20 protein-coding genes are annotated in these 26,594 nt (G+C 71.3%); 7 read left to right on the plus strand and 13 right to left on the minus strand.

From position 1 onward, the window contains the following. Positions 1-29: 29 nt before the first annotated feature. From ACIBL4_RS16855 to ACIBL4_RS16880, 6 genes are all read right to left on the minus strand, one after another. Positions 30-809 (minus strand): carbonic anhydrase, encoded by a 780-nt coding sequence (locus tag ACIBL4_RS16855; protein WP_399410664.1) that lies wholly within the window; start codon positions 807-809, stop codon positions 30-32. 183 nt (positions 810-992) lie between these two features. Continuing rightward, complete coding sequence (gene katG / locus ACIBL4_RS16860; protein WP_399410666.1) at positions 993-3,218, minus strand: catalase/peroxidase HPI; 2,226 nt, start codon at positions 3,216-3,218, stop codon at positions 993-995. Positions 3,219-3,269: 51 nt separating this feature from the next. Beyond that, positions 3,270-3,707: a Fur family transcriptional regulator gene (locus ACIBL4_RS16865; protein WP_010038222.1), complete on the minus strand. Its 438-nt coding sequence runs from the start codon at positions 3,705-3,707 to the stop codon at positions 3,270-3,272. Positions 3,708-3,886: 179 nt separating this feature from the next. Further along, positions 3,887-4,795: an HpcH/HpaI aldolase/citrate lyase family protein gene (locus ACIBL4_RS16870; RefSeq protein ID WP_399410668.1), complete on the minus strand. Its 909-nt coding sequence runs from the start codon at positions 4,793-4,795 to the stop codon at positions 3,887-3,889. A gap of 121 nt (positions 4,796-4,916) precedes the next feature. Further along, positions 4,917-6,122 carry a CaiB/BaiF CoA transferase family protein gene (locus ACIBL4_RS16875; RefSeq protein WP_399411544.1) on the minus strand — a complete coding sequence of 402 codons (1,206 nt, stop codon included), beginning with the start codon at positions 6,120-6,122 and terminating at the stop codon, positions 4,917-4,919. A gap of 141 nt (positions 6,123-6,263) precedes the next feature. Continuing rightward, positions 6,264-7,187 carry a LysR substrate-binding domain-containing protein gene (locus ACIBL4_RS16880; RefSeq protein WP_399410670.1) on the minus strand — a complete coding sequence of 308 codons (924 nt, stop codon included), beginning with the start codon at positions 7,185-7,187 and terminating at the stop codon, positions 6,264-6,266. 173 nt (positions 7,188-7,360) lie between these two features. Here ACIBL4_RS16880 and ACIBL4_RS16885 point away from each other — a divergent pair, with 173 nt between their 5' ends. After that, complete coding sequence (locus ACIBL4_RS16885; RefSeq protein WP_399410672.1) at positions 7,361-8,800, plus strand: CitMHS family transporter; 1,440 nt, start codon at positions 7,361-7,363, stop codon at positions 8,798-8,800. A gap of 36 nt (positions 8,801-8,836) precedes the next feature. Here the strand turns inward: ACIBL4_RS16885 and ACIBL4_RS16890 are convergent, their stop codons facing one another. Continuing rightward, positions 8,837-9,739, minus strand: a complete 903-nt coding sequence (locus ACIBL4_RS16890) for a hypothetical protein (protein WP_399410674.1) — start codon at positions 9,737-9,739, stop codon at positions 8,837-8,839. Between the two features lie 169 nt (positions 9,740-9,908). Here ACIBL4_RS16890 and ACIBL4_RS16895 point away from each other — a divergent pair, with 169 nt between their 5' ends. Then, positions 9,909-11,354 (plus strand): glyceraldehyde-3-phosphate dehydrogenase, encoded by a 1,446-nt coding sequence (locus ACIBL4_RS16895; RefSeq protein ID WP_399410676.1) that lies wholly within the window; start codon positions 9,909-9,911, stop codon positions 11,352-11,354. Between the two features lie 67 nt (positions 11,355-11,421). Here the strand turns inward: ACIBL4_RS16895 and ACIBL4_RS16900 are convergent, their stop codons facing one another. Then, positions 11,422-14,583 (minus strand): RICIN domain-containing protein, encoded by a 3,162-nt coding sequence (locus tag ACIBL4_RS16900; RefSeq protein ID WP_399410678.1) that lies wholly within the window; start codon positions 14,581-14,583, stop codon positions 11,422-11,424. 376 nt (positions 14,584-14,959) lie between these two features. Here ACIBL4_RS16900 and ACIBL4_RS16905 point away from each other — a divergent pair, with 376 nt between their 5' ends. Beyond that, positions 14,960-15,130 (plus strand): hypothetical protein, encoded by a 171-nt coding sequence (locus tag ACIBL4_RS16905; RefSeq protein WP_399410680.1) that lies wholly within the window; start codon positions 14,960-14,962, stop codon positions 15,128-15,130. A gap of 45 nt (positions 15,131-15,175) precedes the next feature. Here the strand turns inward: ACIBL4_RS16905 and ACIBL4_RS16910 are convergent, their stop codons facing one another. From ACIBL4_RS16910 to ACIBL4_RS16920, 3 genes are all read right to left on the minus strand, one after another. Continuing rightward, on the minus strand, positions 15,176-16,858 hold the full coding sequence (locus tag ACIBL4_RS16910; RefSeq protein WP_399410682.1) for a hypothetical protein: 1,683 nt from the start codon (positions 16,856-16,858) through the stop codon (positions 15,176-15,178). Between the two features lie 139 nt (positions 16,859-16,997). Beyond that, positions 16,998-17,489, minus strand: a complete 492-nt coding sequence (locus ACIBL4_RS16915; RefSeq protein WP_399410684.1) for a hypothetical protein — start codon at positions 17,487-17,489, stop codon at positions 16,998-17,000. After that, positions 17,486-19,876 carry a molybdopterin oxidoreductase family protein gene (locus ACIBL4_RS16920; protein WP_399410686.1) on the minus strand — a complete coding sequence of 797 codons (2,391 nt, stop codon included), beginning with the start codon at positions 19,874-19,876 and terminating at the stop codon, positions 17,486-17,488. The genes ACIBL4_RS16915 and ACIBL4_RS16920 overlap by 4 nt, the downstream gene beginning before the upstream one ends. Before the next feature lie 237 nt (positions 19,877-20,113). Here ACIBL4_RS16920 and ACIBL4_RS16925 point away from each other — a divergent pair, with 237 nt between their 5' ends. Next, positions 20,114-20,941 carry an SAM-dependent methyltransferase gene (locus ACIBL4_RS16925; RefSeq protein ID WP_399410688.1) on the plus strand — a complete coding sequence of 276 codons (828 nt, stop codon included), beginning with the start codon at positions 20,114-20,116 and terminating at the stop codon, positions 20,939-20,941. A 51-nt stretch (positions 20,942-20,992) separates the two neighbouring features. Here ACIBL4_RS16925 and ACIBL4_RS16930 read toward each other — a convergent pair whose 3' ends face one another. Then, the gene (locus ACIBL4_RS16930) at positions 20,993-21,907 is read right to left on the minus strand and encodes a helix-turn-helix domain-containing protein (protein ID WP_399410690.1); all 915 of its coding nucleotides are present in this window, start codon (positions 21,905-21,907) and stop codon (positions 20,993-20,995) included. 157 nt (positions 21,908-22,064) lie between these two features. After that, complete coding sequence (locus ACIBL4_RS16935) at positions 22,065-22,295, minus strand: DUF397 domain-containing protein (protein WP_399410692.1); 231 nt, start codon at positions 22,293-22,295, stop codon at positions 22,065-22,067. Between the two features lie 289 nt (positions 22,296-22,584). Between ACIBL4_RS16935 and ACIBL4_RS16940 the strand changes: the two genes are divergently transcribed. The 3 genes from ACIBL4_RS16940 (at position 22,585) to ACIBL4_RS16950 (ending at position 26,486) form a co-directional block, all read left to right on the plus strand. Beyond that, on the plus strand, positions 22,585-23,067 hold the full coding sequence (locus ACIBL4_RS16940) for an ATP-binding protein (RefSeq protein ID WP_399411546.1): 483 nt from the start codon (positions 22,585-22,587) through the stop codon (positions 23,065-23,067). Positions 23,068-23,095: 28 nt separating this feature from the next. Then, positions 23,096-23,686, plus strand: coding sequence for a hypothetical protein (locus ACIBL4_RS16945; protein ID WP_399410694.1), 591 nt, complete (start codon positions 23,096-23,098; stop codon positions 23,684-23,686). Positions 23,687-23,750: 64 nt separating this feature from the next. Then, a complete protein-coding gene (locus ACIBL4_RS16950) occupies positions 23,751-26,486 on the plus strand; it encodes a SpoIIE family protein phosphatase (protein ID WP_399410696.1) in 2,736 nt (911 codons plus the stop codon). Positions 26,487-26,594 lie beyond the last annotated feature (108 nt).

Genomic DNA, 26,594 nt, shown 5'->3' on the forward strand with positions numbered 1-26,594 from the left:
GCTGTGGCGTACAGCGGGCCGGGTTGCTCTCAACTGACGCGGTGGACGGCTTGGTTGCCCAGTTCGTAACGGGCGCCGACGATCGCCAGCTTGCCGGTGTCGACCTTGGCGGCGAGGTCGGGCTCCGCGGCCAGCCGGGAGCGGACGAGGCGGACGTTGGCGTCGACCGTGGCGTCGATCCGCGCGTCCCCTTCCTTGCTGTGGTCTATGGCCGGGCGTATCTGGTCGGCGAGGTACTGGATGTGGGCGGGCAGGTGCGCGCCGGACCGCTCCGCCTCGACCGCGGCACGCACCGCGCCGCACGACTGGTGCCCGAGCACCACGACCAGCGGTATGCCCAGTTCCAGGACGCCGTAGGCGACGCTGCCGAGCACGGCCTCGTCCAGGACCTCCCCGGCGGTGCGTACGGTCATCAGGTCGCCCAGCCCCTGGTCGAAGACCAGCTCCGGGGGCACGCGGGAGTCGATGCATCCGAGCACGACCGCGAAGGGGTGCTGGGCGGTGGTCAACTCCCGCCGGACGGCGGGGGTCTCGTGCGGGTGGCGTTCACGGAAGGCGCGCCAGCGGCGGTTGCCCGCGGCCAGTTCCGCGAGGGCCTCCTGCGGGGTGCTCGGCCGTGGTCCGGTGCCGGGCCCGCTCGTGGCGGCGGCCGGGCGGGCGGCTGTGAGGCCCGCGCCGAGGGCGGCGGCCCCGGTCAGCGCGGTGCGCAGAAGAGTGCGGCGGACGGTGCCGCCGGTGGTCGGCCGTGGACCGGCGAAGGGGTGCGGTTCAGGGCCGGTGCCTCTGTGGGCGGTGGCTGTTGAGTTCACGGCCAGAACGTATGCCCGACCGCGCGCCCGACCGCGGTCCTTGCCGTTTCATGGTGAGAGTTGGGTAAGTGATGTTCTTACCTTGAACGGCTTTTGACGGTCCTTCAGGCAACCAACGCCATCCAGCAGCGCGCCCGGGCCTCCCGGCCCGGGCGCGCAGTCATGCGAGGTTGATCAGACCAGTCAGACCAGGTCGAACCGGTCCAGGTTCATGACCTTGACCCACGCGGCGACGAAGTCGTTCACGAACTTCTCCTTCGCGTCGTCGCTCGCGTAGACCTCGGCGAGTGCCCGCAGCTCGGAGTTCGAGCCGAAGACCAGGTCGGCGCGGGAGCCGGCCCACTTGACCTCGCCGGTGGCGGCGTCGCGGCCCTCGAACGTGGTCTGGTCCTCGGAGGTCGCCTTCCAGGTCGTGCCCAGGTCGAGCAGGTTGACGAAGAAGTCGTTCGTCAGCGAGCCGGGCGTGGTGGTGAAGGCGCCGAGCTGGGACTGCTGGTAGTTGGCGCCGAGCACCCGCAGGCCGCCGACCAAGACGGTCATCTCGGGGGCGCTCAAGGTCAGCAGGTTCGCCCGGTCGAGCAGCAGGTACTCGGCCGGCAGGCGGTTGCCCTTGCCGTGGTAGTTGCGGAACCCGTCGGCGGTCGGCTCGAGCGCCTCGAAGGACTCGGCGTCGGTGTGCTCCTCCGTCGCGTCCACACGGCCCGCGGCGAAGGGGACCTCCACCTGGAAGCCGGCTTCCTTGGCGGCCTTCTCGACGGCGGCGGAGCCACCGAGGACGATCAGGTCGGCCAGGGAGACCTTCTTGGCACCGGAGCCGGAGTTGAACTCCTGCTGGATGCCTTCCAGGACGCGCAGGACCTGGGCCAGCTCGTCGGGCTCGTTGACCTCCCAGCCGCGCTGCGGCTCCAGGCGGATACGGGCGCCGTTGGCACCGCCGCGCTTGTCGCTGCCGCGGAAGGTGGACGCCGACGCCCAGGCGGTGGACACCAGCTGCGAGACGGACAGACCCGACTCGAGGAGCTTGGTCTTGAGGACCGCGATGTCCCCGTCGTCGATGGGCTCGCCCTCGGCCTCGGGCAGCGGGTCCTGCCAGATCAGGGTCTCCTCCGGGACCTCCGGGCCGAGGTACAGCGACTTCGGGCCCATGTCACGGTGGGTCAGCTTGAACCAGGCGCGGGCGAAGGCGTCCGCGAACTCCTGCGGGTTCTCGTAGAACCGGCGGGAGATCGGCTCGTAGATCGGGTCGAAGCGCAGCGCCAGGTCCGTGGTGAGCATCTTCGGGCGGTGCTTCTTCGAGGAGTCGTGCGCGTCCGGGACGATCTCCGGGGCGTCCTTCGCCACCCACTGGTGGGCGCCGGCCGGGCTCTGCTCGAGCTCGTACTCGAACTCGAAGAGGTTCTTGAAGAACCCGTTGCTCCACTGGGTCGGCGTCGAGGTCCAGGTGACCTCCAGGCCGGAGGTGATGGCGTCGCCGCCCTTGCCCGTGCCGTAGGTGCTCCGCCAGCCCAGGCCCTGCTCTTCCATGGGGGCGGCCTCGGGGTCGGGGCCGACGTGGTCGGCCGGGCCGGCGCCGTGGGTCTTGCCGAAGGTGTGGCCGCCGGCGATCAGGGCGACGGTCTCCTCGTCGTTCATCGCCATGCGGCGGAACGTCTCACGGATGTCGCGGGCCGCGGCGAGCGGGTCCGGGTTGCCGTTCGGGCCCTCGGGGTTGACGTAGATGAGGCCCATCTGGACGGCGCCGAGCGGGTTCTCCAGCTCGCGGTCGCCCGTGTAGCGCTTGTCGTCGAGCCAGGTGGTCTCGGGGCCCCAGTACACGTCCTCCTCGGGCTCCCAGACGTCCTCGCGGCCGCCGGCGAAGCCGAAGGTCTCGAAGCCCATCTGCTCCAGGGCGACGTTGCCGGTGAGGATCATGAGGTCGGCCCAGGAGATGCTCTGGCCGTACTTCTTCTTCACGGGCCACAGCAGACGGCGGGCCTTGTCGAGGTTGCCGTTGTCCGGCCAGCTGTTGAGCGGGGCGAAGCGCTGCTGTCCGGCGCCGGCGCCGCCGCGGCCGTCGCTGATGCGGTAGGTGCCCGCGCTGTGCCAGGCCATACGGATCATCAGGGGGCCGTAGTTGCCGAAGTCGGCCGGCCACCAGTCCTGCGAGGTGGACAGCACCTCGGCGATGTCCTGCTTCACGGCCGCGAGGTCGAGGGCCTGGAACGCCTCGGCGTAGTCGAACTCCCCGCCGAGCGGGTTGGCCACCTCGGGGTTCTTGGCGAGGATCTTCAGGTTGAGGCGCTCCGGCCACCACTGACGGTTGCCGCCCCCCTGAGTGGGGTGCAGGGCGCGGCCGTGCGCCACGGGGCAACCGCCGCTCGTCTCCTCCTGCTTCGCGTCGGTGACGATCGCGTCGTGGTTCTCAGTCATGGAAATCCTTCCGGACGGGGTGGAACACGGTGCTCGGGTGGATCACATCGCTCAGGTACTGCGGGCGGTGGAGCAGGCGGGGCACAGGCCCCAGTAGATGACCTCGGCCTCGTCGACGGCGAAGCCCCGGTCGTCGGACGCGGTCAGGCAGGGGGCGTGGCCGACCGCGCAGTCGACATCGGCGACGGCCCCGCAGGACCGGCACACGAGGTGGTGGTGGTTGTCGCCGACCCGTCCCTCGTAGAGGGCCGGGCTGCCGGGTGGTTCGAGGCGGCGTATGAGTCCCGCCGCGGTGAGTGCGTGGAGCCCCTCGTACACGGCTTGGACGGAGATGTGGCCGACGCGGCCGCGTACCTCGGACGCGATCGCCTCGGCACCGAGGTGGTCGCCGTCCCGCACGGCCTGGAGCAGCGCGACGCGGGCGGCCGTAACCCTCAGGCCGGCACCGCGCAGTTCCTCGGCGGCGGTCGGGTTCCGGGATGCGGTCATGGCGGACAACCTAGCCGCACAAACACGAATGATTCAAGAAAACGAACGGTTCAATTTTGGTGTCGCGCGGGTGCGGCCCGATATGGCGCTTGTGCGGCTTGGCGCGGCACGCCTGTTGGCGAACTGTGAGCTCAGTCACAGCATCGGTGATCGGGCTTCGGCGCGGTGGCGGGATGGTGTCAGCCGTGTCCGTGTCGCGCCAGCACCGCCCGTGCGGTTTCGGCCATGGCCTCGTCGACCATCCGGCCCTCGAAGGTGAGCGCGCCGATGCCGTCGCGCTGGGCGGCTTCCACCGCTGCGACGAGGCGCGCACAGCGGTCCAATTCCTCGGGGGTGGGGGCGAAGACCTCGTTGATCACGGGGACGTGGGCCGGGTGGACGGCCATCATCCCCTCGTATCCGAGGGCCCGGTTCTGTTCGGCGAAGGCGCGCAGGCCCGCCAGGTCGGCGATGTCCGTCCACAGTCCGGTCACCGGGCCAGGCGCTCCGGCGGCGCGGACGTCGAGCAGGACGCGGGAGCGCAGGGCCAGGGTCTCGGTGCCCTGAGGGCTCCAGCGGTAGCCGACGGCGCGTTCCACGTCGCCGCCGGGTGCGGTCACGGCGCCGACATGGGCGACCCGGGGGGCCGCGACGGCGATGTCGTAGGCGTCGTGCAGCGCGCGGGCCGACTCCAGCAGCGGGACCAGGGCCGTCGTACCGGCCGGCAGGCCGTGTTCGTGTTCGCACCAGCCGATGAGACGGTCCGCGAGCCGTACGTCGGCGGCGGTGTGCACCTTGGGCAGGACCACCCCGGTCAGTCCCGGGCGTACGACGGCACGCAGTTCCTCGGCGGCGGTCCAGTCGTCGAGCGGGTTGACGCGGACGAACAGGGCCATGCCGCCGGCCGGTTCCGCGGCGGCCTCCGCCAGCGCCTCGGCCACCCGGGCACGGGCGAGCGGCTTGTCGGGGGCGGGGACCGCGTCCTCCAGGTCGAGAACGGCGGCGTCGGCCCCGGCCGCGCGCGCCTTGGGCAGCCAGTCCGTGCGGAGGCCGGGGACGAAGAGGAGGGAGCGGAGCGGGGGCCGGGGGGCGGTCGTGGTGCCGGGCATGGCCGCGCCGTGGGCCCTGGTCGCGCATTCGGGCCCGCTCACACTGTGGGCCCCGGCCGCACTTTCGGGCGTGCTCACACTGTGGGCCCTGGCCGCGCGTGACATGGCCGCGCTGTGGGGATCAGACGACATCGTTCTTCTCCAGTTCGGCCAGTTCCCGGTCGCTCAGGCCGAGCCACTCCCGGTACACGAGGTCGTTGTCCTGCCCCAGCGCCGGCCCGGTGCGCCAGATGCGGCCGGGGCGTTGCCGGAAGTGCGGGATGACGGCCTGCATCCGGACGTCGCCCAGGTCGGGGTCCTCCACGGTGACGATGTCGCCGCGTTCGGCGTAGACCGGGTCGGCGGCGATGTCGGCCGCGTCGAACACCCGGGAGGCCACCACCTCGGCACGGGCGAAGGCCTCCAGGCACTCGGCCGCGGTGCGGTCGGCCACCCACGCCCGCAGCCCGTCGTCCAACTCCCCGCGCCGCGCGTGCTGTTGCTCCGAGGTGGCGAACTCCTCCTCCGGCAGCCCCAGCAGCCGGGCCACGTTGCGCACCGAACGCGGGGTCGCCGAGGTCACGGTGATCCACTGCTCGTCCCGGGTGCGGTAGGTGTTGATCACGGCGGCGGGCGCGACCGCCAGCTGGTTGCCCGAGCGCTGGGGCACGGTTCCCAGCTGGTCGTGGACGATGACCTGCCACTCGACCAGCCGGAACAGCGGCTCGAACAAGGCGAGGTCGATCCACTCGCCGTCGAAGCCGGGGTCGTGGTCGCGCCGGTGGAGGGCGGCGAGGACGGCGTAGGCACCCATGAGGCCGGTCACGGCGTCGCCGTGCGAGAAGCCGGTGTGGACGGGCGGCCCGTCGGGGGAACCGGTCAGATGGACGACGCCGCTGCGGGCCTCGCCCATCTTGCCGAATCCGGGGGCGTCGGCCTGACTTGAGGTGGCGCCGAACCCGGAGATCTGGAGGAGTACGGCCTTGGGGTTGATCCGGTGCACGGACTCCCAGTCGAGGCCCCAGCGGCGCAGACGCCCGGCGCGCAGGGTGACGATGACGACGTCCGCCCAGGCGACGAGCCGGTGGGCGACCGCGCGGCCCGCCTCGTGGTGCAGGTCGAGCGTGACGGAACGCTTGTTGCGGGCGGCCACCTTGAACCACAGGGGAACGCCGTTGCGCCGGGGCCCCATCGCGCGGGCGGCGTCACCGGCGCCCGGGGGTTCGACGTGGACCACGTCCGCGCCCTGGTCGGCGAGCATCGAACCCGCGAGCGGGCCGGCCACCACATGAGCGAACTCGACCACCTTCAGTCCGCACAGCTGGCCCTGCCCGGTGGTGTTCGGCATGTCCTTGTCCGACACGGATGCGTCCCCTCGGCTGAACTGGTCCGGCTTTTTCAGACTGCCGAGGCGTAGAAATGCCTGTCCAGCAAAAGAAGACCATCAATCCATGCGACTGGTGCATGAATCGAGGCGCTGGAGGGTGGCTCAGGCCCAGGACACTCCCGGCGGCAGGTCCCGGCCCTGGGCGCGGAAGTCCTCGAGCGTCTCCAGGAAGTGCTCGGTGACGCGCGGGAGGGTACGGCGGGCGCGCAGGGCGATGTCGAGGCGCCGGTCGACCACGGGCTCGACGAGCGGCCGGAACACGAAGGGCCCGGTGCCCAGCAGCGGCAGCACCAGGGCGGGCAGCGCGCTCACGCCGAGTCCCGCGGCGACCAGTCCGCCCACGGTGGCGACACTGCCGGCCTCCGCCGCCGGTACGGCGTGCGCGTCGACCTGGCCGAACGCGGCATCCGTCAGCCGCCGTACGCTCGAGTCCCGTCCGACGGCGAGGAACGGTTCGCGGGCCAGGTCCGCCCAGCCGACCTCGTCGCGTGCGGCGAGCGGATGGTCCTCGCGCACGACGGCGACGAAACGGTCACGCACCAGGGGCCGGTGCTCCAGCCGCGCGGGCGGCAGGCCGACGGTGGTGATGGCGAAGTCCGCGTCGCCGGACAGAACCCGGTCCAGTACGGCCCGTTCCAGTCCGTCGAGCAGGCGTACGGCCACGCGCGGCCGGTCCGTACGGAAGCCGGAGATGACTTGCGGCAGCAGCACGGCGGCGACGGAGGGCAGGGTGGCGACGGCGACGGTGCCGGACTCGCCGAGCAGGAAGCGGTCGAGTTCGTTCATCCCGGCCCGGTGGGCGCTGAGGATCTGTTCGGCGATCCGCAGCGCCTCGGTGCCCGCGGCGGTCAACTGCACGTTGCGCGTGTCGCGTTCGAGGAGCTGGGCGCCGACCTGGCGCTCCAGGTCGGCGACCGCGCGGCTGAGGGACGACTGCGATACGCCCAACTGGCCGGCCGCCGCGGTGAAACTCGTCGCCCGGGCGACGGCCGCATAGGCCGTGAGTTGACGCAGGGTGGCATCCATGGCCGGGAAGCGTACGCCGGAGCGAGCCGATTGATGCGGGGATCGCATGGACAGATACCGGTTTGATGCTGGACAGGGATCGTGCGGCGCTCGGACACTCTCGGCTATCCCCGTACGCCCCGCCACACCCCGCTCTCCGCGCCGGGAACCGCCACCCGAGAAAGCGAGCCACCATGCCGGCAGCCCTGGGCTTCGCCACGATCGCCCTGTTCCTGTTGCTCACCATGACCAAACGGGTCTCGGTGCTGGTCGCGCTCGTGGTGCTGCCCGTGCTCGCGGCGCTGGCGGGCGGATCCGCGGGCGAGTTGGGCGGGATGGTGCTCGACGGGCTGTCGAAGGTGGCCCCGACCGGCATCATGATCGCCTTCGCCGTGCTGTACTTCAGCCTCATGGTGGACAGGGGTCTGTTCGATCCGCTGATCCGCGGTCTGCTGCGGCTGGCCAAGGGCGATCCGCTGCGCGTCACCGTCGCCACGGCCGTCCTCACGCTGTGCGTGGCCCTGGACGGGGACGGGGCCTCCACGTTCCTCATCACCGTCTCCGCACTGCTGCCCGTCTACCGGAAGCTGGGCATGAGTCCGCTGGTGCTGTCCGGGGTCGTCTGCCTGGGGGCGGGCGTGATGAACATGATTCCCTGGGGCGGGCCGACGGTGCGGGCCATGGCGGCGCTGAAGCTGGAGAGTTCGGACGTCTTCACGCCCGTGCTGCCCGCGATGGGGTTCGGCATCGCGTGGGTCCTGGTGGCGTCCTGGCTGATCGGCCGCCGGGAGCGGCGGCGGCTCGGCGCTCTCACCGGGCCGGGCGCGGAGACCGGCACGGGCGAGCCGCTTGCCGCAACGGCTACCGGTGAGCCGGTAGCCGCCGCTACGGCCCCGGCGCCCGGTGACGGGCCGGTTCCCGCGAGGCCTCCCGCGCCCGGCGACGGACCGGTTCCCGCGAGGCCCCCCATCCCCGGTGACGGGCCGGGTGCCGTCCGGGTCGCCGCGCCCCCGCCGCGCTGGCTGACGCTGTTCAACCTGCTGCTGACCGCCGTGCTCGTCGTGGCGCTGATCCTGGAGGTCATGCCGCTGCCGGTGCTGTTCGTCCTCGGGTTCGCGGTGGCTCTCCTGGTCAACCACCCCACGTGGGAACAGCAGCAGGCGCTGCTCGACCGGCACGCGAAGAACGTCGTGCTCGTGACCATCATGATCTTCGCGGCCGGTGTGTTCACGGGGGTCCTCACCGGGACCGGGATGATCGACGACATGGCCGAGGCGCTGGTGTCCGTGATACCGGACTCCTTCGGCGGCCACCTGCCGGTCCTCGTGGCCGTCACGGGCATGCCGCTGAGTCTCGTCTTCACTCCGGACGCCTACTACTTCGGTGTCCTGCCCGTCCTCGCCGAGACGGCCCACGGCTTCGGCACCGACCCGGCCGAGGCCGCCCGGGCCGCCATCCTCGGCCAGATGACGACGGGGTTCCCGCTCAGCCCGCTCACCGCCGCCACGTTCATCCTGGTCGGCATGAGCGGCGTCCAGCTCGGCGAGCACCAGCGCTTCATCTTCCGCTGGGCCTTCGCCACCACGCTCGTGATGACCGCCGCTGCCGTCCTGACCGGCGCCCTCTCCCTCTGACGCAGTATCGGCATTCCCCTGAGAGAAACCAGCCGTCTACCGGTCCGCCGATGAGGTCAGACGCTCCAGCTGGGCGGCGGCCGTCGCCGCTTTGCGGTCCGCCTCGCGGACGCGGCGGTCGGCCGTGCGTGCCCGTTCCCGGGCCGACCGCTCGGCGAAGCGGGCCTGCTGGTGCTGCTCCCTGGTGCGGGCCAGCTCCTCGCTGAGTTCGTCGACGCGCCGCTGGAGGCGATCCACCTGCTGTTTCGCCTCCTGTGCGGCCTGGCCGGCGGCCGCCGCCTCGTGCTTGAGCGCCCGCAGCTCCCGGTCGGCGGCCTCGGCTTCCCGGCGCGCCTGTGCCAGCCGTCGCCGCTGTTGCTCGCCGGCCTTCCGGTCCGGACGGGAGGGGGCCGGCGCGGCGGACGGGCGGCGCTGCGCCGTGCCGCTGTCCGGGACGGCCCTCTCCTTGACGGCGCTCGCCGCGGCGGCCGGAAAGCCGACGGCAGCACTGAGCGGCTTGGCCAGCCGGCCGCTCGCCCATGCCTCGGCGGCCTCCGGGTCGGCCAGGACGGCGTGCAGGGTGTTCTCGACCTCGCGTTGCACGCCTTCGCCGATCGGGTGTCCGGCCTCCGCGGCGAGCTGCCGGGCCTGGGCGGACAGGGCGCGGATGAGCGCGTGCTGCTGCCGGCTCAGTTCACGCAGCTGGGTGCGGTCCAGCGACTGGTGGGCCTGCCGCAGCCCTTCGCCCAGGCGGAGCAGGGGCTCGACATCGCCGGGCCGGCTGCGGACGAGGAGGTTGCTTGCCCAGGCCGCGAGGCTGGGTTTGCGCAACGCGCCGATGCGCTCGGCGAGTTCACGGTCGCCGGCCGTGCGGGCGGCGGCCACGGCCGATGAGCGGGCGGCCGTGAACTCCTCCGGTCGCAGGGCATACAGCTCGTCGGCCACAGCGTCGAAGTCCATGAGCGTCCCTTTCGCATGGAGGCGCTGTTCCGATCATCCCAGGCGAGGCCGCGAGGGGCTCGTGGAGCGCGGCATTCCGGCGGGGCGGAACGCTCCGGAGGTACCCCGTTCATGATCCGGAAATCGACGGTTTAACATATGAGCGCCGCCTAGCTCGAAAGATGGATCTGTGACTGTCAACGACGACTCGTTCACCAACTGGAAGAACCGCGAGGAGATCGCGGAGTCGATGATCCCGATCATCGGGAAGCTGCACCGGGAGCGGGACGTGACCGTCCTGCTGCACAGCCGCTCCCTGGTGAACAAGTCGGTGGTCAGCATCCTCAAGACCCACCGGTTCGCCCGGCAGATCGCCGGTGCGGAGCTCTCGGTCACCGAGACGCTGCCGTTCCTGCAGACCCTGGCCGAGCTCGACCTCGGGCCGTCCCAGATCGACATCGGCATGCTCGCCGCGACGTACCGGGAGGACGACCGCGGCCTGTCCGTCGCCGAGTTCACCGCCGAGGCCGTCGCCGGTGCCACCGGGGCCAACAAGATCGAGCGCCGCGAGGGCCGGGACGTCGTCCTCTACGGCTTCGGCCGCATCGGCCGGCTCGTGGCGCGGCTGCTGATCGAGAAGTCCGGTTCGGGCAACGGTCTGCGGCTGCGGGCCATCGTCGTGCGCGGCGGGGGCGAGCAGGACATCGTCAAGCGCGCCTCGCTGCTGCGCCGCGACTCCATCCACGGCCAGTTCCAGGGCACGATCACCGTCGACGAGGCGAACAGCACGATCGTCGCCAACGGCAACGCGATCAAGGTCATCTACGCGAACGACCCGTCCGAGGTCGACTACACGGCGTACGGCATCAAGGACGCCATCCTCATCGACAACACCGGCAAGTGGCGCGACCGCGAGGGCCTGTCCACGCACCTGCGCCCCGGCATCGACAAGGTCGTGCTGACCGCGCCCGGCAAGGGCGACGTCCCGAACATCGTGCACGGCGTCAACCACGACACCATCAAGCCGGACGAGCAGATCCTGTCCTGCGCGTCCTGCACGACGAACGCGATCGTGCCGCCGCTGAAGGCGATGGACGACGAGTTCGGGGTCCAGCGCGGGCACGTGGAGACCGTCCACTCGTTCACCAACGACCAGAACCTGCTGGACAACTACCACAAGTCCGAGCGCCGGGGCCGCAGCGCGCCGCTCAACATGGTCATCACCGAGACGGGTGCCGCCTCCGCCGTCGCCAAGGCGCTGCCCGACCTCAAGGCGAAGATCACCGGCAGCTCCATCCGGGTCCCCGTGCCGGACGTCTCCATAGCGATCCTCAACCTCCAGCTCGCGCGCGAGACCAGCCGCCAGGAGGTCCTCGACTACCTGCGCGAGGTGTCGCTGACCTCGCCGCTGAAGCGCCAGATCGACTTCATCAGCGCCCCCGACGCGGTCTCCAGCGACTTCATCGGCTCGCGTCACGCCTCGATCGTCGACGCCGGCGCCACCAAGGTCGAGGGCGACAACGCCATCCTCTACCTTTGGTACGACAACGAGTTCGGCTACTCCTGCCAGGTCATCCGTGTCGTGCAGCACGTGTCCGGGGTGGAGTACCCGACGTACCCGGCTCCGGCGGTCTGAGCCCTCAGCCTGATCCCTGAGGACCACGCGGGGCGTGTCCGGCTGGCACGCCCCGCGTTCTCATGCGTCAGGAGCGGGCCAGCTCGACCCTGTACTGCCGCGCCTTCGAGCCGTCCTCGCTGCTCACGGTCACGACGGCCACGCGTGACGACTCCTTGCGGACGGTCACGTCCGCGTACGGGTCGCGCGGCGTGGCGGTGACCTTCGCCCGGTCCGGGCGGTCGGTGCTCACGCGGTAGCCGGTCCGGTCCGGGTCGAAGTCGCCGATCGCCACGCCGTCCACCTCGATCGACGCGGCGGCGGCGTCCGCGGAGACTCCGTGTGTCCTGGCGAACAGCTCGATCTCCCCGAGGGTGATGTAGCCGCCCGGCCGGGCCGTCATGACCACGCGCACCCCGGCCACCGGGCCGGAGGCCCGCACCGGCACGTCGGCGACGGGTGTGCCCTCGGTGCCGACGGGCACGGTCTCGCTCGCGTCGGTCCAGGTGCCGTCGGCCCCGCGGACCTGCACCTTGAGGGACTCCGCGAAGCTGACGTTGCCGCCGTCGCGGTGGAAGTGGGTCACGACCCGGGTCAGATCGCGCGCCTCGGGCAGGGTGAAGGTGATCGTGTCGGACGGGTTCTTGGCGCCGGACCTCCAGTTCGACCAGGCCTTCTCGGACGTGTTGCCGTTGCGCAGGCCCTCGGCGGAGTACCCGCTCTCGGTGTAGGTCGCGCCGACCGTCACGCCCTCGTCGGGCGCGGCGTTCCGCTCCCGGGGTGCGGTGACCTGGACGCGTACGGTCGCCGCCGCCCCGGTGCCGCCGGGCACGTGGGCGGTGCCGCGCAGGGTCACCACTCCGGCGTCGTCGAACGCGCCGTCGGGTGCGGGGTCCCAGGTCACCCGGAGCTCGGCGGTGCCGCCATGCCGTCCGACGCCGGTGACGGTGGCGGGCAGTCCGGGCCGTCCGCCGGTGTAGGTCTTGGCGCGGGCCGGGAGGGTGGAGGCGATGGTGTCCACCGTGACGACCGCCTCGGCGCGGACGGTCCGTCCGAGGGCGTCGGTCGCCCTGCCCTTCACCCGTACCGTTCCGGGCTTGCTCCAGCGTGCCTCGGAGGGCAGCGTCCACCGCACGGGGAGGGCGCCCCGGGCACCGTCCCGGAAGACGGGCGTCACGGTGCCGGGCAGTTCGGGCGCGCGGCCGGGGACGGTGAACGCCTTGGCGGGCTCGGTGCGCAGCACCGTCTCGTCGGTCACGGCCCAGCGCTGGTTGGCGTTGGAGGTGGGAAGGAAGGCCGACACACGCGCGCCGTCCGCCGTCGACTGTCCGACGACGTCGAGCAGCCGTCCCGTGGCGGCGTTGACGAAGGTCCAGGTGCCGTCCCCGGTGGTCGACATGATCCATTGCGCGGCCGGGGTGTCGGCGTCCTCCAGCACGGCGTCGTCGTCCCGTACGGCGAGACGGCCGCCCGTCTCAGCGTTCACGAGGGCGTAGCGGTCACGGTTGCCGTCGCCGCGGGTCAGCTTCTTCACGGACCACAGCTGGGACTTGGCGCCCGGGTCGGCCGTACGGACGACGAGGCCCTTGCCGTCGGCGGACGGGGTCAGGGACTTGCCGCTCTGGGCTCCCTGGAGGCGGTAGACGTGGCCGGGCTGGACGAGCGCGGCGTCCTCGGCAGTGCCGGACACGCCGTCGACGAGGAGGCTGGTGACCGACTTCGCCGGAACGGTCACCGTCGCGGAGTCGTCCTTCACCCGCACCGGTGTGCCGCGGACGAGCGCTCCGCCGGCGCTGGTCACCACGGGCGTGACGGTGGCGCCGGGGGCGACGCGCTTGAACCGCGAGAGGTCCAGGGTGACGGCACGCGGGGTGGTGCCGTTGTTGACGTGCACGACGGTCGCCCCGCGGCCGGACTTGCGTACGGCGGCGACGCTGGAGGGGTCGTCGGCCTTGACGAAGTGGTCGCCGGGCCGGATGTGGTGGGTGAAGTTGCGCAGGGTGTGGAATTTGGTGTTGGCCCGGATCGGGCAGGTCTCCAGGGTGTCCTTCGCGGTGCAGTTGAACGGGATGTGGATGCTGCCCCAGTTCTTGCCGGCCGCCGCCTGGGGGATGGAGTCCTCGACGGGCTGCCACAACACCCAGGCGGACGGCTCCAGTTCACGGATGTCCTCGACGACCCGGGTGGCGATGCCGAGCCCCGGTTCCATGCCGGTGAAGTCGGTGCCGGTCCCCCAGGTGCCCTCGACCTCGCTCATCCAGAACGGCTTGTCCGCGGCCTTGGCGCTGTCCCGGGCGCTGGTGCGCATGCCGGTGCCGTACGTGTGCACGTTGAGCTGGTCGACGGCGGCGCGGGCGGAGCCGTCGTAGGCGTTCCAGTTGCGGACGAAGGTGCTGGGGTTGGTCTCGTCCATCGCGGAGATCGTCGCGCGGGTCCTCGACTTCTCCAGTGCGCGCTGCAGGGCCAGGACGACCTTCTGCTGGAGTTCCGGGCCGGCGTGCGCGCCCTCCTGGCGGCCGCCGGTGGGCTGTCCGTCGGGGCCGATCTGGGTGCCCCAGTAGTTGGTGTTGGGCTCGTTGAGCGGGGCGATCGTGTCGAACTCGATGCGGTGCTTCTTCTCCAGCTGCTCGGTCACCTTGACCAGGTAGGTGGCGAAGTCGTCGACGCGGTCGGCCCGTATCTGGTCGGTGTTGGCGTCGAAGCCGCCCGAGACGTAGCCGCTGACGGTCTGGAACCAGGGCGGGGAGTTGCTGAACGCCTCCCAGCGGGTGACCTTCTTCTTGACGCGGTCCACCCACCAGCGCTGGCCCGGATCGGCGGACCAGTCCCAGTGGTCGGGGTTGTCGGGGTTCCACCAGTCGGTGTCCTCCCTGGTGGTGCCCTCGGGGGCCTTCCAGAAGCCGTCCATCGTCGCGCCGGTCTTCATGTAGTCCTTGCGGACGTCCGGGGCGTTGCCGCCGCCGATGTTGTAGCGCGCGATGTTGAGGCGGAGGCCGTCCTCACCGAAGAGCATGTCGGCGAGCTTCTGCCGGATGGGTTCCGGATAGCGGCCGGTGATGTTGGCGAACCAGACGAGGCTCGTCCCCCACCCCTCGAACTCCTGCTGCCGGTAGGACGGGTCGATCCGTACCGTGACCGCGCTGCCGGGCGGTTCGGCGGCAGCGACCGGGGGTGCGGTCATGAGTCCCGCACCGAGTACCAGGGGGATGCCGACCGCCAGTGCCCGGGCGGGGCGATGTCTGCTGGACATGAATTCCCTTCGAGAGCGAACAGAACCGCGCAGAACCAATCGAGTTTCCCGAATGTTTTAGGACGGCAATCAACACGTCAAGAGGTAAGGCAAGTTGGGGACCGACGCACACCCCTTGACGCGCTCCGCCTCGCCAGCCCAATAATGAGCGCCCGCAGATTGTCCACAGAACGCCGTCTTCACCGGGGTCGTCGCGATCCGGCTGGCGCTCGGGTCGACGGCCGCGGACGGGATCGGCGCGGACACGAGCCTCTGGGCGCTGCACGACGCCCTGTTCACCCTCAACGGCACCTTCCTGGCGATCGCGCTCCTCGGCCTGTCCGCCGGCGGCCTGCGCGGCGGGCTGATCCGGCCGTGGCACGGCTGGTGGGGGCTGGTGGCGGCGGCGTTGCTGTTCGGTTCGGCCGTGCTCGCCCGGCTGGTCATCGACCACACCGACCCGCTCGGTCTGCTCGGTCTCGCCGGCTGGCTGATGCGGGTGGTGTGGATCGTCGTGTACGGCGTCGTCCTGATGCGTCGGGCACCGCAGTCGCCAACGGGTCGCTGACCGGCGGCCATTGGGGCGATCCGGTGCACTCGGCCGGCCGACGGGTCAGTGACAGCACCCGTCGGCCGCCTGGTGACCGGCCGCGGTGTCCAGGCGGCAGAAGCACGACGCCTGGATCGGGACGTCGGCCAGCGCCGTCGCCATCTTCAGCTGCTGGGCCACGAGAGCCGCCTCGGCGGTCTTGCCCGCCCGCAGCAGGCACTCGTGGAAGCCGTGCAGGGACCAGACGTTGCCAGGGTGCTGGAGGGGGCGGGGCAGGGTGTCGTCGAGGCCGAGGTCCGCGCGGTAGACCGCCTCGGCCTCCGCCACCCGGCCTTGTTCCAGCAGCAGGGCACCGTAGGCGTGGCGGGTGGGCTGCATCCAGCCCCACGGCTCGTCGTACGGGAGGCCGTCGTCCAGCTCGATGGACCGCTCCAGGGCGGCGAAGGCGAGGTCGTGGTCGCCCCTGCGGTATTCGAGCTCACCGTCCAGCATGGCCGCCGCGACGGCGAGGATGTCGCGGCAGGTGTTGTTGAACAGCATCCGCGTCTCGGGCACCCGGCTCACCGCCGCGCGGAACAGCTCCCGTTCGGCCTCCGCCCCGGCGACCTCGCCGGTGGCCGAGAGGGCGACGCCGCGAGCGTAGTGGCGCATGGCGGTGGTCACCGCGTAGAGCTCCGGGTCGGCGGGGGCGGGCAGGTCCAGGATGTCGGCCCAGAGGCCGAAGCGGATCAGTACGTGGACGCGCATGGCGAGGAAGCCCTCCAGCCAGTCGGCCATCGGGGGGCTCTGCACACGGAGCAGGTCTTCCGGGATGGCGGCTTCGAGCTCGGCGGCGGTGTCGAGGGCGACCTGCGACTGACCGAGGAACATGGCGCCGTAGATCTTGAAGTGGTAGTTGTGCGCCCGGTAGAGGGTGTAGAAGTTCATCGCGCCGGCCCGCCGGTGGAACTTCTGGTCGGCGGCGATCGCGGCGCTGTTGGCCGCGACGACCTGGCGGTAGTCCCCGCACAGGACGTCGAGGTGCGAGGGCATGTGGAGCAGGTGACCGGCGTCGGGGACGATCCCGCGCAGCCGGTCGGCGACGGTGAGGGCCTGCTCCGGTGCCGGGGACATCTCCATCAGGTGGATGTACAGGTGCAGGACCCCGGGATGCCCTGCACCGGTGTCGGTGGCGAGCGCGCCTTCCAGCACGGTTTTGGCCTCCGAGGTCCGTGCGCCCTCGGCCGGCTGACCGGTGGTCAGGTCCCACAGCTGCCAGGGCGTGAGGTTCATCAGCGCGTCGGCGTGCAGGGTGGCGATGTCCGGGTCTCCGGGTGCCAGTTCGTAGACCGCGCGCATCGCGTCCGCGTACGGCTCGTTCCACACCGAGCAGTCCTCGACGGCCTCCGGCTGCGGGTAGCGGGCCCGCAGCGCGCCGATCAGAGCCTGCTCCACCGGGGTGGCCCGGACGGCCTTCTCATGAGCCCGTTCCACTGCGGCATGCGTACGCTCCACCGTCCGCGCCAGTTCCTCGCCCTCGAAGAATTCCCAGGGCTTGTTGTAGTTCGGGCCCAGCGCGTAGGCGATGCCCCAATAGGCCATCGCGCACTCAGGATCTGCCTCGGCCGCCTTTTCGAAGCAGGCGACGGCTTCCTCGTGGTGGAAGGCGTACGTCCACACCAGGCCGCGGTCGAACCAGAGTTGGGCCTCGGCGCAGGAGGTGGTGACGGGACGGCTGTGCGTGCCGAGGTCGTAATAGTCGCCCATGGGTTTCTCCTGGAAAGCGGCCGGGAGCCGTGAGAATAGCGGTTGCGGACGCACTCTCGATCACCGATGAATTCTCGTGTTTCCAGGTTAATCAGTGGGGCCTCTTCGAGCGGCGGGAGGCCACCTGGGGTGAGCCCGGTCAGACGCTGGTCAGGATCTGCGGTGCGAGGATCTTGATCTGGGTGTTGGTCCAGCGCAGCTGCCGGAGCGTCTGCGGATGGCAGTCGGTGACCAGTGCCAGGAGCCGCTCGTCCCGGGTGGCCTGCGCCGCCTGCGCGAGCATCTCCCAGTGCAGGGAGTTCCGCGCGGCGGCCAGGTGCAGATCGCGCAGGTCGTGCAGGAGGAGCAGGCCGGTCGCGGGGCGCCTGCCGAGGGCTTCCGACGCCTTCTCCCGGAGCGTGGCGAGCGCCCCGGGCGACGGGTTGCCGCGCGGTCCTGACAGATCGAGGCCGTGGCCGCGGCCCGCGTCCGCGAGGCGGGCGGCGTGCTCGCGTGACCAGCGGGCGACGTCGAGCGCCACATGGTGGAACTCGTGGTCGGTGTGGTGCCGTGCGGCGGCGGCCAGCAGGTCCTGCTCCAGGTCGCGTTCACCGTCGTAGAGGAGGCGGAGCGTGGTTTCGATGCCGGTCATGTGCTGCTCCCCGCCGCCTCGGTCCCGGCGCCGGTGTCGCTCGCGCGCCGCGCGACGAGGGTGACACGGGCGGCGCCGGTCTTGAACAGTGGCTGTTTGGAGACCGGGTCCCAGTCGGTGACGGTGGTCTCGTTGGCGGCGCGGCCCGGGCCGTCGTCGGGCGGGCGGTGGCCGGCCGGGGTGTCCCAGTAGCCGTAGTGGAAGGGCAGGAACACCATGCCGTCGCGGATCGCGGTGGTGCGCAGGCGGGCGCGCACCGCCCCGCGCGGCGTCGTGACCTGCACCAGGTCGCCGTCGGCGAGTCCCTGGGCCGACGCCTCGGCGGGCGAGATCTCCGCCCAGACGTCCGGCGCGGCGGCGTTCAGCTCGGGGGCCCGGGCGGTTTTCGTACGGGTGTGGAAGTGGTACACGGTCCGGCCGGTGATCAGCTGGAGGGGGTAGTCGGCGGAGGTTTCCTCGTGGGGCGGCAGGTACTCCGCGGCCTTGATGACGGCCTTGCCGTCCGGGTTGAGGGACCGGTACTCCACGGGTTCCACGCTCGCCCCGGTGACCATGTCCTTGCCGTAGCTCTCGCAGGTGTCGGGGTGGGCGTAGGCGATGCCGTCGGTGTAGAGGCGCGCGGTGCCGTCGGGAGCCTGTTCGGTGCAGGGCCACTGAATGCCGCTGCCGCCGCGCAGCCGGTCGTAGCTCAGGCCCGTGTAGTCGCAGGGGCGGCCGGCGCTGCACCGCTGCCAGGCCGCGAACGCCGACTCCGGGTCGTGCCAGGTGATCAGCGGCCCGTCGTCCTTGTCGCGGAAGTCCATGCGGTGGGCGAAGTCGAGGAAGATGTCCAGGTCGGCCCTGGCCTGGCCGGGGGGTTCGACGGCCTTCTCCGACAGGTGCACGGTACGGTCGGCGTTGGTGAGGGTGCCGGTCTTCTCGCCCCAGGTCGCCGCGGGCAGAACGATGTCGGCGAGCTGCGCGGTCTCGGTGAGGAACACGTCCTGCGCGACCACGAACAGCCGTTCCTGGGCGAGGATCGACCGGATGCGGGACAGCTCGGGCAGGGACACGGCCGGGTTGGTGCCGGTGATCCACAGCATCCGGATCGAGCCCTGCTCGGCGTACCGGAAGAGCTGCATGGCGTGCGTGGGCGGTGCGTAGTGCGGGATCGTCTCGGGCTTCACGTTCCACACGGCGGCCAGTTCGGCCACGTGCTGGTCGTTCTGCCAGTTGCGGAAGCCCGGCAGGTCGCCGTCCGCGCCGCATTCGCGGGTGTTCTCGGCGCTGGGCTGCCCGTTCATCTGGAGGAGTCCGCGGCCGGGGCGGCCCAGCATGCCGCGGATCAGGTGCAGGTTGTTGACCTGGACGGCGGCAGCGGTGGCCTGGTGGGACTGGTAGACGCCCTGGAGGACCGTGGACAGCAGCCGCTCGGCGGTGCCGAGGATCTCGGCGGCCCGCTCGATCTGCGCGGCCGGCACGTCGCAGATCCCGGCCGCCCACCTGGGCGTGCACTCCTCGACCATGGCCGCGAGTTCCTCGAAGCCGACGGTGTGCGCGTCGACGTAGGCCCGGTCGACGCGGCCGGTGCGGATGATCTCGTGCAGCAGCGCGTTGAGCAGGGCGACGTTCGTGCCCGCGCGCGGGGCCAGGTGGACGTCGGCGCGCCGGGCGACCTGCGTGTACCGCGGATCGACACATACGAGCCGGGGCGGGTCGCTTCCCTCCAGGCGGTCCAGGAGCCGCATCCAGAGAACGGTCTGCGTCTCCGCCATGTTGTGCCCGAACAGGGCGATGGTGTCGGAGTGGTCGATGTCCTCGTAGGAGCCGGGCTGTCCGTCGCAGCCGAAGGTCTCCTTGAGCGCCTCGGCGGCGGTCGCCGTGCACAGCCGGGTGTTGCCGTCCAGGTGGTTGGTGCCGATGCCGGCGCGGGCGAGGACAGCCAGGGTGTAGTACTCCTCCAGGAACAGCTGCCCGGTGGTGTAGAAGCCGATCGACCCCGGGCCCTTGTCGTCCAGGAGGTCCCGGGTCCGGGTGGTGATCCGGTCCATGGCGGTGTCCCAGTCGGACTCCACGAGCCGGCCGTGCTCACGGACCAAGGGCCGGGTGAGCCGGTCCGGGGAGGCGTTGGCCTGCCAGCCGTAGAGGTCCTTGGGGCCCAGGCGTCCACGGTTCACCCGGTCCGCGGTCCGGCCCCGCACTCCCACGATGCGGCCCTCGCGAACCGCGATGTCCATGGCGTCGCCGTTGGAATGCAGCAGCGAGGCGGACTGCACCCACCGCTCCACGTCCTGCTCGTCGACCCCGGCCCGCAGGTGCGTGTCCGTCCGGGAAGGCCAGGGAGTGCCGGGGGCGTAGGGGGTGCGCACACCCCAGGGATCCGCGATCCGGTCGGCCGAGGTGTCCATGGTCCCACCTCCCACAGGAGAACGTCCCGTGACGAGTACCCCGCCGTGACCCCGCAAGTCCGGTGACGCTGCGTACACGAGCATGCCACAGAGGGCACGCACCGTCGCGGGAGACGATCACCCGGTCGTTCGATCGTGGGCACCTTCGCCACTGGGCTGGCAGCCGCCAACTCCCCCTCCCTAGGATGTACTTCCTGTCCGGCCAGTTCGTTGGCGCGGCATCACGCAGGGGGAACGATGCACTCCGAGAAGCAGTTGTCCACCGAGATCGACGCGAGCGTGCCGACGGCAGCGCGCATGTACGACTACTACCTGGGCGGCAAGGACAACTACGCGGCCGACCGTGCGGCGTGCGAGGAGCTCGACAAGGTCGTGCCCAGCACGCGCCGCCTGGCCCTGAACAACCGGCGCTTCCTCCAGCGGGTCGTGCGGACCCTGTCCGAGGAGTACGGCATTCGGCAGTACCTGGACCACGGATCCGGCCTGCCGACTCAGGACAACGTGCACCAGGTCGCCCAGCGCATCGACCCCTCGACCCACGTGGTGTACGTCGACAACGACCCGATGGTGCTGGTCCACGGCCGTGCGCTGCTGGAGCAGGACGAGCGCACCAGCGTCATCCACGCGGACATGCGCGAGACCGACCTGATCTTCGACCACCCCGACACCAAGCGGCTGATCGACTTCTCCGAGCCGGTGTGCGTGCTGTTCAACTCGGTGTTCCACTGCATCCCGGACAGCGACACCGACGGGCCGCTGGCGGTGGCCCGCCGCGTGCGGGAGCGGCTCGCGCCCGGCAGCTTCATGGTGATGTGCCAGCTGGTCAGCGAGGATCCCGAGGTCCGTGCCTTCGTCACGAACTTCATGGACCAGGCGACCCAGGGGCACTGGGGACGCGTGCGTGAGGAGCAGGACGTCGCCGCGTACTTCGAGGGTCTGGAGATCCTGGAGCCCGGGCTGGTGGAGGTGTCCACGTGGCGCCCGGACACCGAGGTGGCACCCCGTCAGCTCACGCACGAGTGGATCGAGTTCGGCGGTGTGGGGCGGATTCCCCTGGAGAAGTGACGCAGCTGCCGCGTGCGGGACGCCGGTCGTCCCGCGCGCGGCACTCGTGTGTCAGGCGTAGCGCTGTGCCATCGTCGTGCGCAGCAGTTCCAGGGAGTCACGGGGCTTGAGCGCCTCGTCCGCGAGGCGGTCCAGCGCGATCCGGTACTCCTCCGTCTCGTCGCGGTCCTCGAGGAAGTTCGCGCTCTTGATGTGCTCCAGGTAGACCACGTCGGGCAGGTCGAGGCCGCCGAAGCGCAGATACGTGACCGGGATGGCGGGCGCCGAGGCGTTCGTGACGTTCAGCGGGACGATCTGCAGGGTCACGTTGGGGCGTTCGGCCATCTCGACGAGGTGCGCGAGCTGCTCCCGCATCACCTCGGTGCTGCCCAGGACGCGCAGCAGCACGGACTCGTCGATGACCGCCCACAGCTGCGGTGCGTCCGGCCGGAACAGCAACCGTGCCCGGTGCCTGCGCAGTTCGACGCGCCGCTCCACCTCGCCGGACGGCGCGTTCGGCAGGCCCCGCTCCACCACGGCCCTGGTGTAGGCGGGTGTCTGCAACAGGCCGGGCACGTACTGGATCTCGAAGGTACGGATGGTGGCGGCGGCCTCCTGGAGTCCGACCAGGCGATCGAACCACTCGGGCATCAGCCGCTTGTCGTACCGCTGCCACCAGCCCGGCTCGCCGGCGCGCTGCAACAGCTTGAGCAGCACCGAGGCCTCGTAGTCGTCGGTGCCGTACAGCCGGAGCAGCGCACGGACGTCGTTCTCCGTCGGCGGGCGGCGGCCCTTGCCGGACTCGATGCGGGACAGCTTCGCGGCACTGAAACCGACGGCGCGAGCCGCCTGGTCCTGGGCGAGCCCGGCGTCCTCACGGAAGCCGGCCAGTTGTACACCGACCAGCATCTTCAGCAGAGTCGGCGCAGGCTCGGGCCTGTCCAGGTAGGGTTCCAGACGGGAGATGCGATGCGACGCGGCGGACATCCTGACTCCCAGCAGACCGGCACAAGGGCGATTTACACTATCGCACTCCGCCGGGCGTGCTCGCATCCCTCAGAGCAGCCCCATGGAAGTGGGGAGTTGGGCTCCGCTTCACCACGCGGGCTTCACGCAGACCACTCGGGCTTCACAGCAGCGGGCTTCACAGCAGGTGGTCGAACTCGCCGTCCTTCGCCCCGGCCAGGAACGCCGCCACCTCCGCCGCCGTGTAGACGAGCGCGGGCCCCTCGGGGTCGCGGGAGTTGCGCATCGCGATCCCGCCGTCGACGAGGGGGGCGACTTCGACGCAGTTGCCCTCGGCGTTGCTGTGCCGGCTCTTGATCCAGCAGGCGTCCAACGAGCTTGCCTGCACTCCGTTCTGCACTGGTGGCACCACGGTCTCCTTGCTGTTCTGGTTCACGTCCCGGCTCGGGTACCCAACACGGCTTGATTCTCACGCAATTTCACGTGCAATTGCACGGGGGCGCCTTCAGCGTGGATAATAGCCGTGGCGTCAACCCCTGTGGTGACGCCGCGTCCTGACCTCGCATCGGGGAGATGCCGTGTCATCAGCTGCGCACCACGTGCTCCGGCCGCCCAGTGGGGCTGCGGCACAAGCAGCCGCACCCGCCACGAGCACCGGATTCCCGCCCGGTCCGCCCCCGGTGACGCCGTACGAGGCGATGCCGTACGGGACTCCGCCCCCGATGCCGGAGACGATGCCGCAGCCCTCCGGGGCCCTGGCCGCCTCGGCCGCCCTGCGCGTCGAGTGCAGCAGGGAAGGGTTCGCGCGCGCCCGGTCCTTCACCCGCGAGACGCTGCATTTCTGGTCACTCGACCACCGCTGCGACGACACGACCCTCGTCATCACCGAACTCGCCGCCAACGCCGCGACGCACGCGGCGCCGGCGACGGCGGGCACGACCGGTGCGCCGGCCGCGCCGGAGATCCGGCTCGGATTCCTCCTGGACCCCACGCACCTGCTGGTCACCGTCTCCGACCCCGACGACCACCCGCCCGTGTACGCCCCCACCGGCTCCGCCCTGGCGGAGCACGGCAGAGGTCTGGGCATCGTCGACGCCCTGTCCGAGGAGTGGGGCTGGACCCCCTGCCCTCCGGCGGGCAAGACGGTCTGGGCCAGGTTGTCGACCTGTCCACCCATCTGACACGACTGCCGCGGAAAGGCCCCTCGCCATGCGCAGCGCTTCGACGGAACACCCGAGCAGCGAGCGCCCACAGCGCCCCGACGCCCCGTCCGGGGGCGCCCGGACCACGCCGCTCACGGCCCTGGACCGAGTGCCCTGGGGCGACATCCAGGACTCCACCGGTTCGGCGGCGGCCATTCCCCTCCTGCTCAAAGGCATCGCCTGGGGTGACGCCGACACGGCCCGCTCGGCTCTCGACGACCTGCGCAGGCGGATCTGCCAGTTCGGCTTCGTCGTGGAACAGGCGACGGCCGCCACGGTTCCCTTCCTGTGGGAGCTGGCGAAACTGCCTCAGGTGACCTGCCGTGCCCAGATCATCCGGCTGCTCAAGAGCATCGCCGACGCCCGGCAGTGGGAGAGCACCGCCGCCGTCTATCCGAAGCTGCTGAACCGCCGGGAGAACCCGGTGGTGTGGGAGCGCGCGGCCCGCCAGGCGGTGCGGGCCCGGCGCGGCGAGCTCGGCCGGCTGATGGCGGACGAGGACACGGAGATCGCCCGGGCCACGACCGAGCTCGCCCGTTCCCTGAGCGCCTGGCCGTATGCGGGTGCCCGGGCGCCGGGAGTCGTGACGAAACGGTGAGGGCCCCCTGTCACCATGGGTGATGCCCCTCGCCTCGCGCGGCCGGGCAGTGTAGACATGGCACATGGTCCGACTCTTGGGTCGATCCGGGACTCGATCGCCCCTGCGGCCCGGCGCTGCGCCGTCCGCTCGGCAGCCGCGGGAGGCGGGCCCGTCGCGGTGGCAGCCGGTGGCGGGACTGCGGTCGGTGCTGGGCGGACGCAGCGTCGCCGGACAGGTGTTCCTGCTCGTCGTGGTGATCGTGCTGCTGCTGGTGGTGGCGGCCGTCGTGGCGCTGGTCCTGCAAGTGCGGCACGACACGACCCAGGAAGCCCGCAACCGTTCCCTCGCCGTCGCGGAGACCTTCGCCAACGCGCCGGGCACGGTCGAGGCATTGGGGAGCCCCGACCCGTCGGCTGTGCTCCAGCCGCGTGCCGAGGCCGCCCGTGAGCAGTCGAAGGTCGACTTCATCGTCGTCATGAACACCGACGGGATCCGCTACTCGCACCCCAAGCCGGACCGCATCGGGAAGAAGTTCGTGGGGACGATCGCGCCCGCGCTGGCCGGAAAGGCGGTGACCGAGGAGATCGAGGGCACCATCGGCCCCCTTGTCCAGGCCGTGGTGCCGGTGAAGGACGCCGACGGGCAGGTCGTGGGGCTGGTGTCCGCGGGGGTGACGACCAAGAACATCGGCGGGACCGCCGACCGTCAGCTGCCGCTCGTGCTGTCCGCCGCCGCGGCGGCGCTCGTCCTGGCGACGGCGGGGGCCGCGCTGGTGAGCCGGCGGCTGCTGCGCCAGACGCACGGGCTCGGGCCGCACGAGATGACCCGGATGTACGAACACCACGACGCCGTGCTGCACGCCGTCCGGGAGGGCGTGCTCATCGTCGACGACGGGGGCACCCTGCTGCTCGCCAACGACGAGGCGCACCGGCTGCTCGGGCTGCCCCCCGACGCCGAAGGCCGGCACGTGCTCAGCCTGGGTCTCGACCCCGGCACCGCCGAGCTGCTGGCCTCCGGACGCGACGCCACCGACGAGGTGCATCTCGTCGGGGACCGGCTCCTCGCCGTGAACCAGCGCACCACGGACCGTGCGGGCGTCCCGCCCGGCAGCGTCGCCACGCTCCGCGACTCCACCGAGCTGCGCGCCCTGTCCGGCCGGGCCGAGACCGCGCGGGAACGGCTCAACATGCTGTACGACGCCGGAGTGGGCATCGGCACGAGCCTGGACGTGACCCGCACGGCCGAGGAACTGACCGAGCTGGCGGTGCCCCGGTTCGCCGACTTCGCCACCGTCGACCTGTTCGACGCCGTCCTGGGCGGCGGGCAGCCGGACGCGGCGACCGCTCTCAGCCGTGCGGCGCTCAGCGGGATCCGCAAGGACGCTCCCCTCTACCCGGTCGGCGAGCGGATCAGGTTCGTCGAGTCCTCTCCGCAGGGCCGCAGCCTCGACACCGGCCGGCCGGTGCTGGAACCCCGGCTGAGCGAGGCCCCCGGCTGGCAGGCACAGGACCTCGAGCGCTCCGCGCAGATCGTGGAGTACGGCATCCACTCCCTGATCACCGTGCCGCTGCGGGTGGGCTCTGTGCTGCTCGGCGTGGTCAGCTTCTGGCGCTGTGAGAAGCCGGAGCCCTTCGACACGGACGAACTGGCCCTGGCGGAGGAGCTGGTCGCGCGGGCCGCCGTCTCCATCGACAACGCGCGCCGCTACACCCGCGAACACAGCATGGCGGTGACGCTCCAGCGCAGCCTGCTCCCGCGGAACCTGCCCGAGCAGGACGCCCTGGAGATCGCCTACCGGTACCTGCCTGCGCAGGCCGGGGTGGGCGGCGACTGGTTCGACGTGCTGCCGCTGTCGGGCGCCCGGGTCGCGCTCGTGGTCGGGGACGTCGTCGGCCACGGGCTGCACGCGGCGGCGACCATGGGGCGGCTGCGCACCGCGGTGCACAACTTCTCCGCCCTCGACCTCCCGCCCGACGAACTCATCGCCCTGCTGGACGAGCTGGTCGGCCGCATCGACCAGGACGAGACGGAGGAGGAGGGCAGCGCCCCGGTCACCGGCGCGACCTGTCTGTACGCCGTCTACGACCCGGTCTCCCGGCGCTGCACCGTGGCACGGGCGGGGCATCCCCCGCCGGCGCTGATCCACCCCGACGGCAGTGTCGAGTTCCCCGACGTGCCCGCCGGTCCCCCGCTCGGGCTCGGCGGTCTGCCGTTCGAGACGGCGGAGCTGGAGCTGGCGGAGGGCAGCCGGCTCGTCCTCTACACCGACGGGCTGGTCGAGGACCGGCAGCGGGACATCGATGTCGGTCTCGACATGCTGCGCGACGCGCTGGGCCGGGCCGGCCAGTCCCCCGAGGACACCTGCCGGACCGTCCTGGACTCGCAGCTCACGGCCCGCTCCAGCGACGACATCGCGCTGCTCGTCGCGCGCACCCGGGCGCTCGCCCCCGACCGGGTCGCCGAGTGGCCGGTGCCGGCCGATCCGGCGGCCGTGGGCGAGGTACGGGCGGCGGTCGCCCGGCAGCTGGCTCAGTGGGGGCTGGACGAGCTGACGTTCACCACGGAGCTGATCCTGAGCGAACTGGTCACCAACGCGCTGCGGTACGGCGGCGGCCCCATCCACGTCCGGATGCTGCGCGACCGAAACCTGATCTGCGAGGTGTCCGACAGCAGCAGCACGTCGCCGCGTCTGCGGTACGCGACGATGACGGACGAGGGCGGGCGGGGGCTGTTCCTGGTCGCGCAGCTCGCCGAGCGCTGGGGGACGCGTTATCTGCCCGCCGGGAAGGTGATCTGGGCGGAGCAGCCGTTGCCGTGAGCGGGCCGGTAAGGCCGTCTCCGGTCGGCGACAAGGCCGTCGGCGGTCGACCATAAGGCCATCTACGGTCGGTCATAAAGTCGCCTTATGAGCTCATAGACCGGACCC

The organism is Streptomyces sp. NPDC050416, from assembly GCF_044458845.1.
GTDB lineage: Bacteria > Actinomycetota > Actinomycetes > Streptomycetales > Streptomycetaceae > Streptomyces.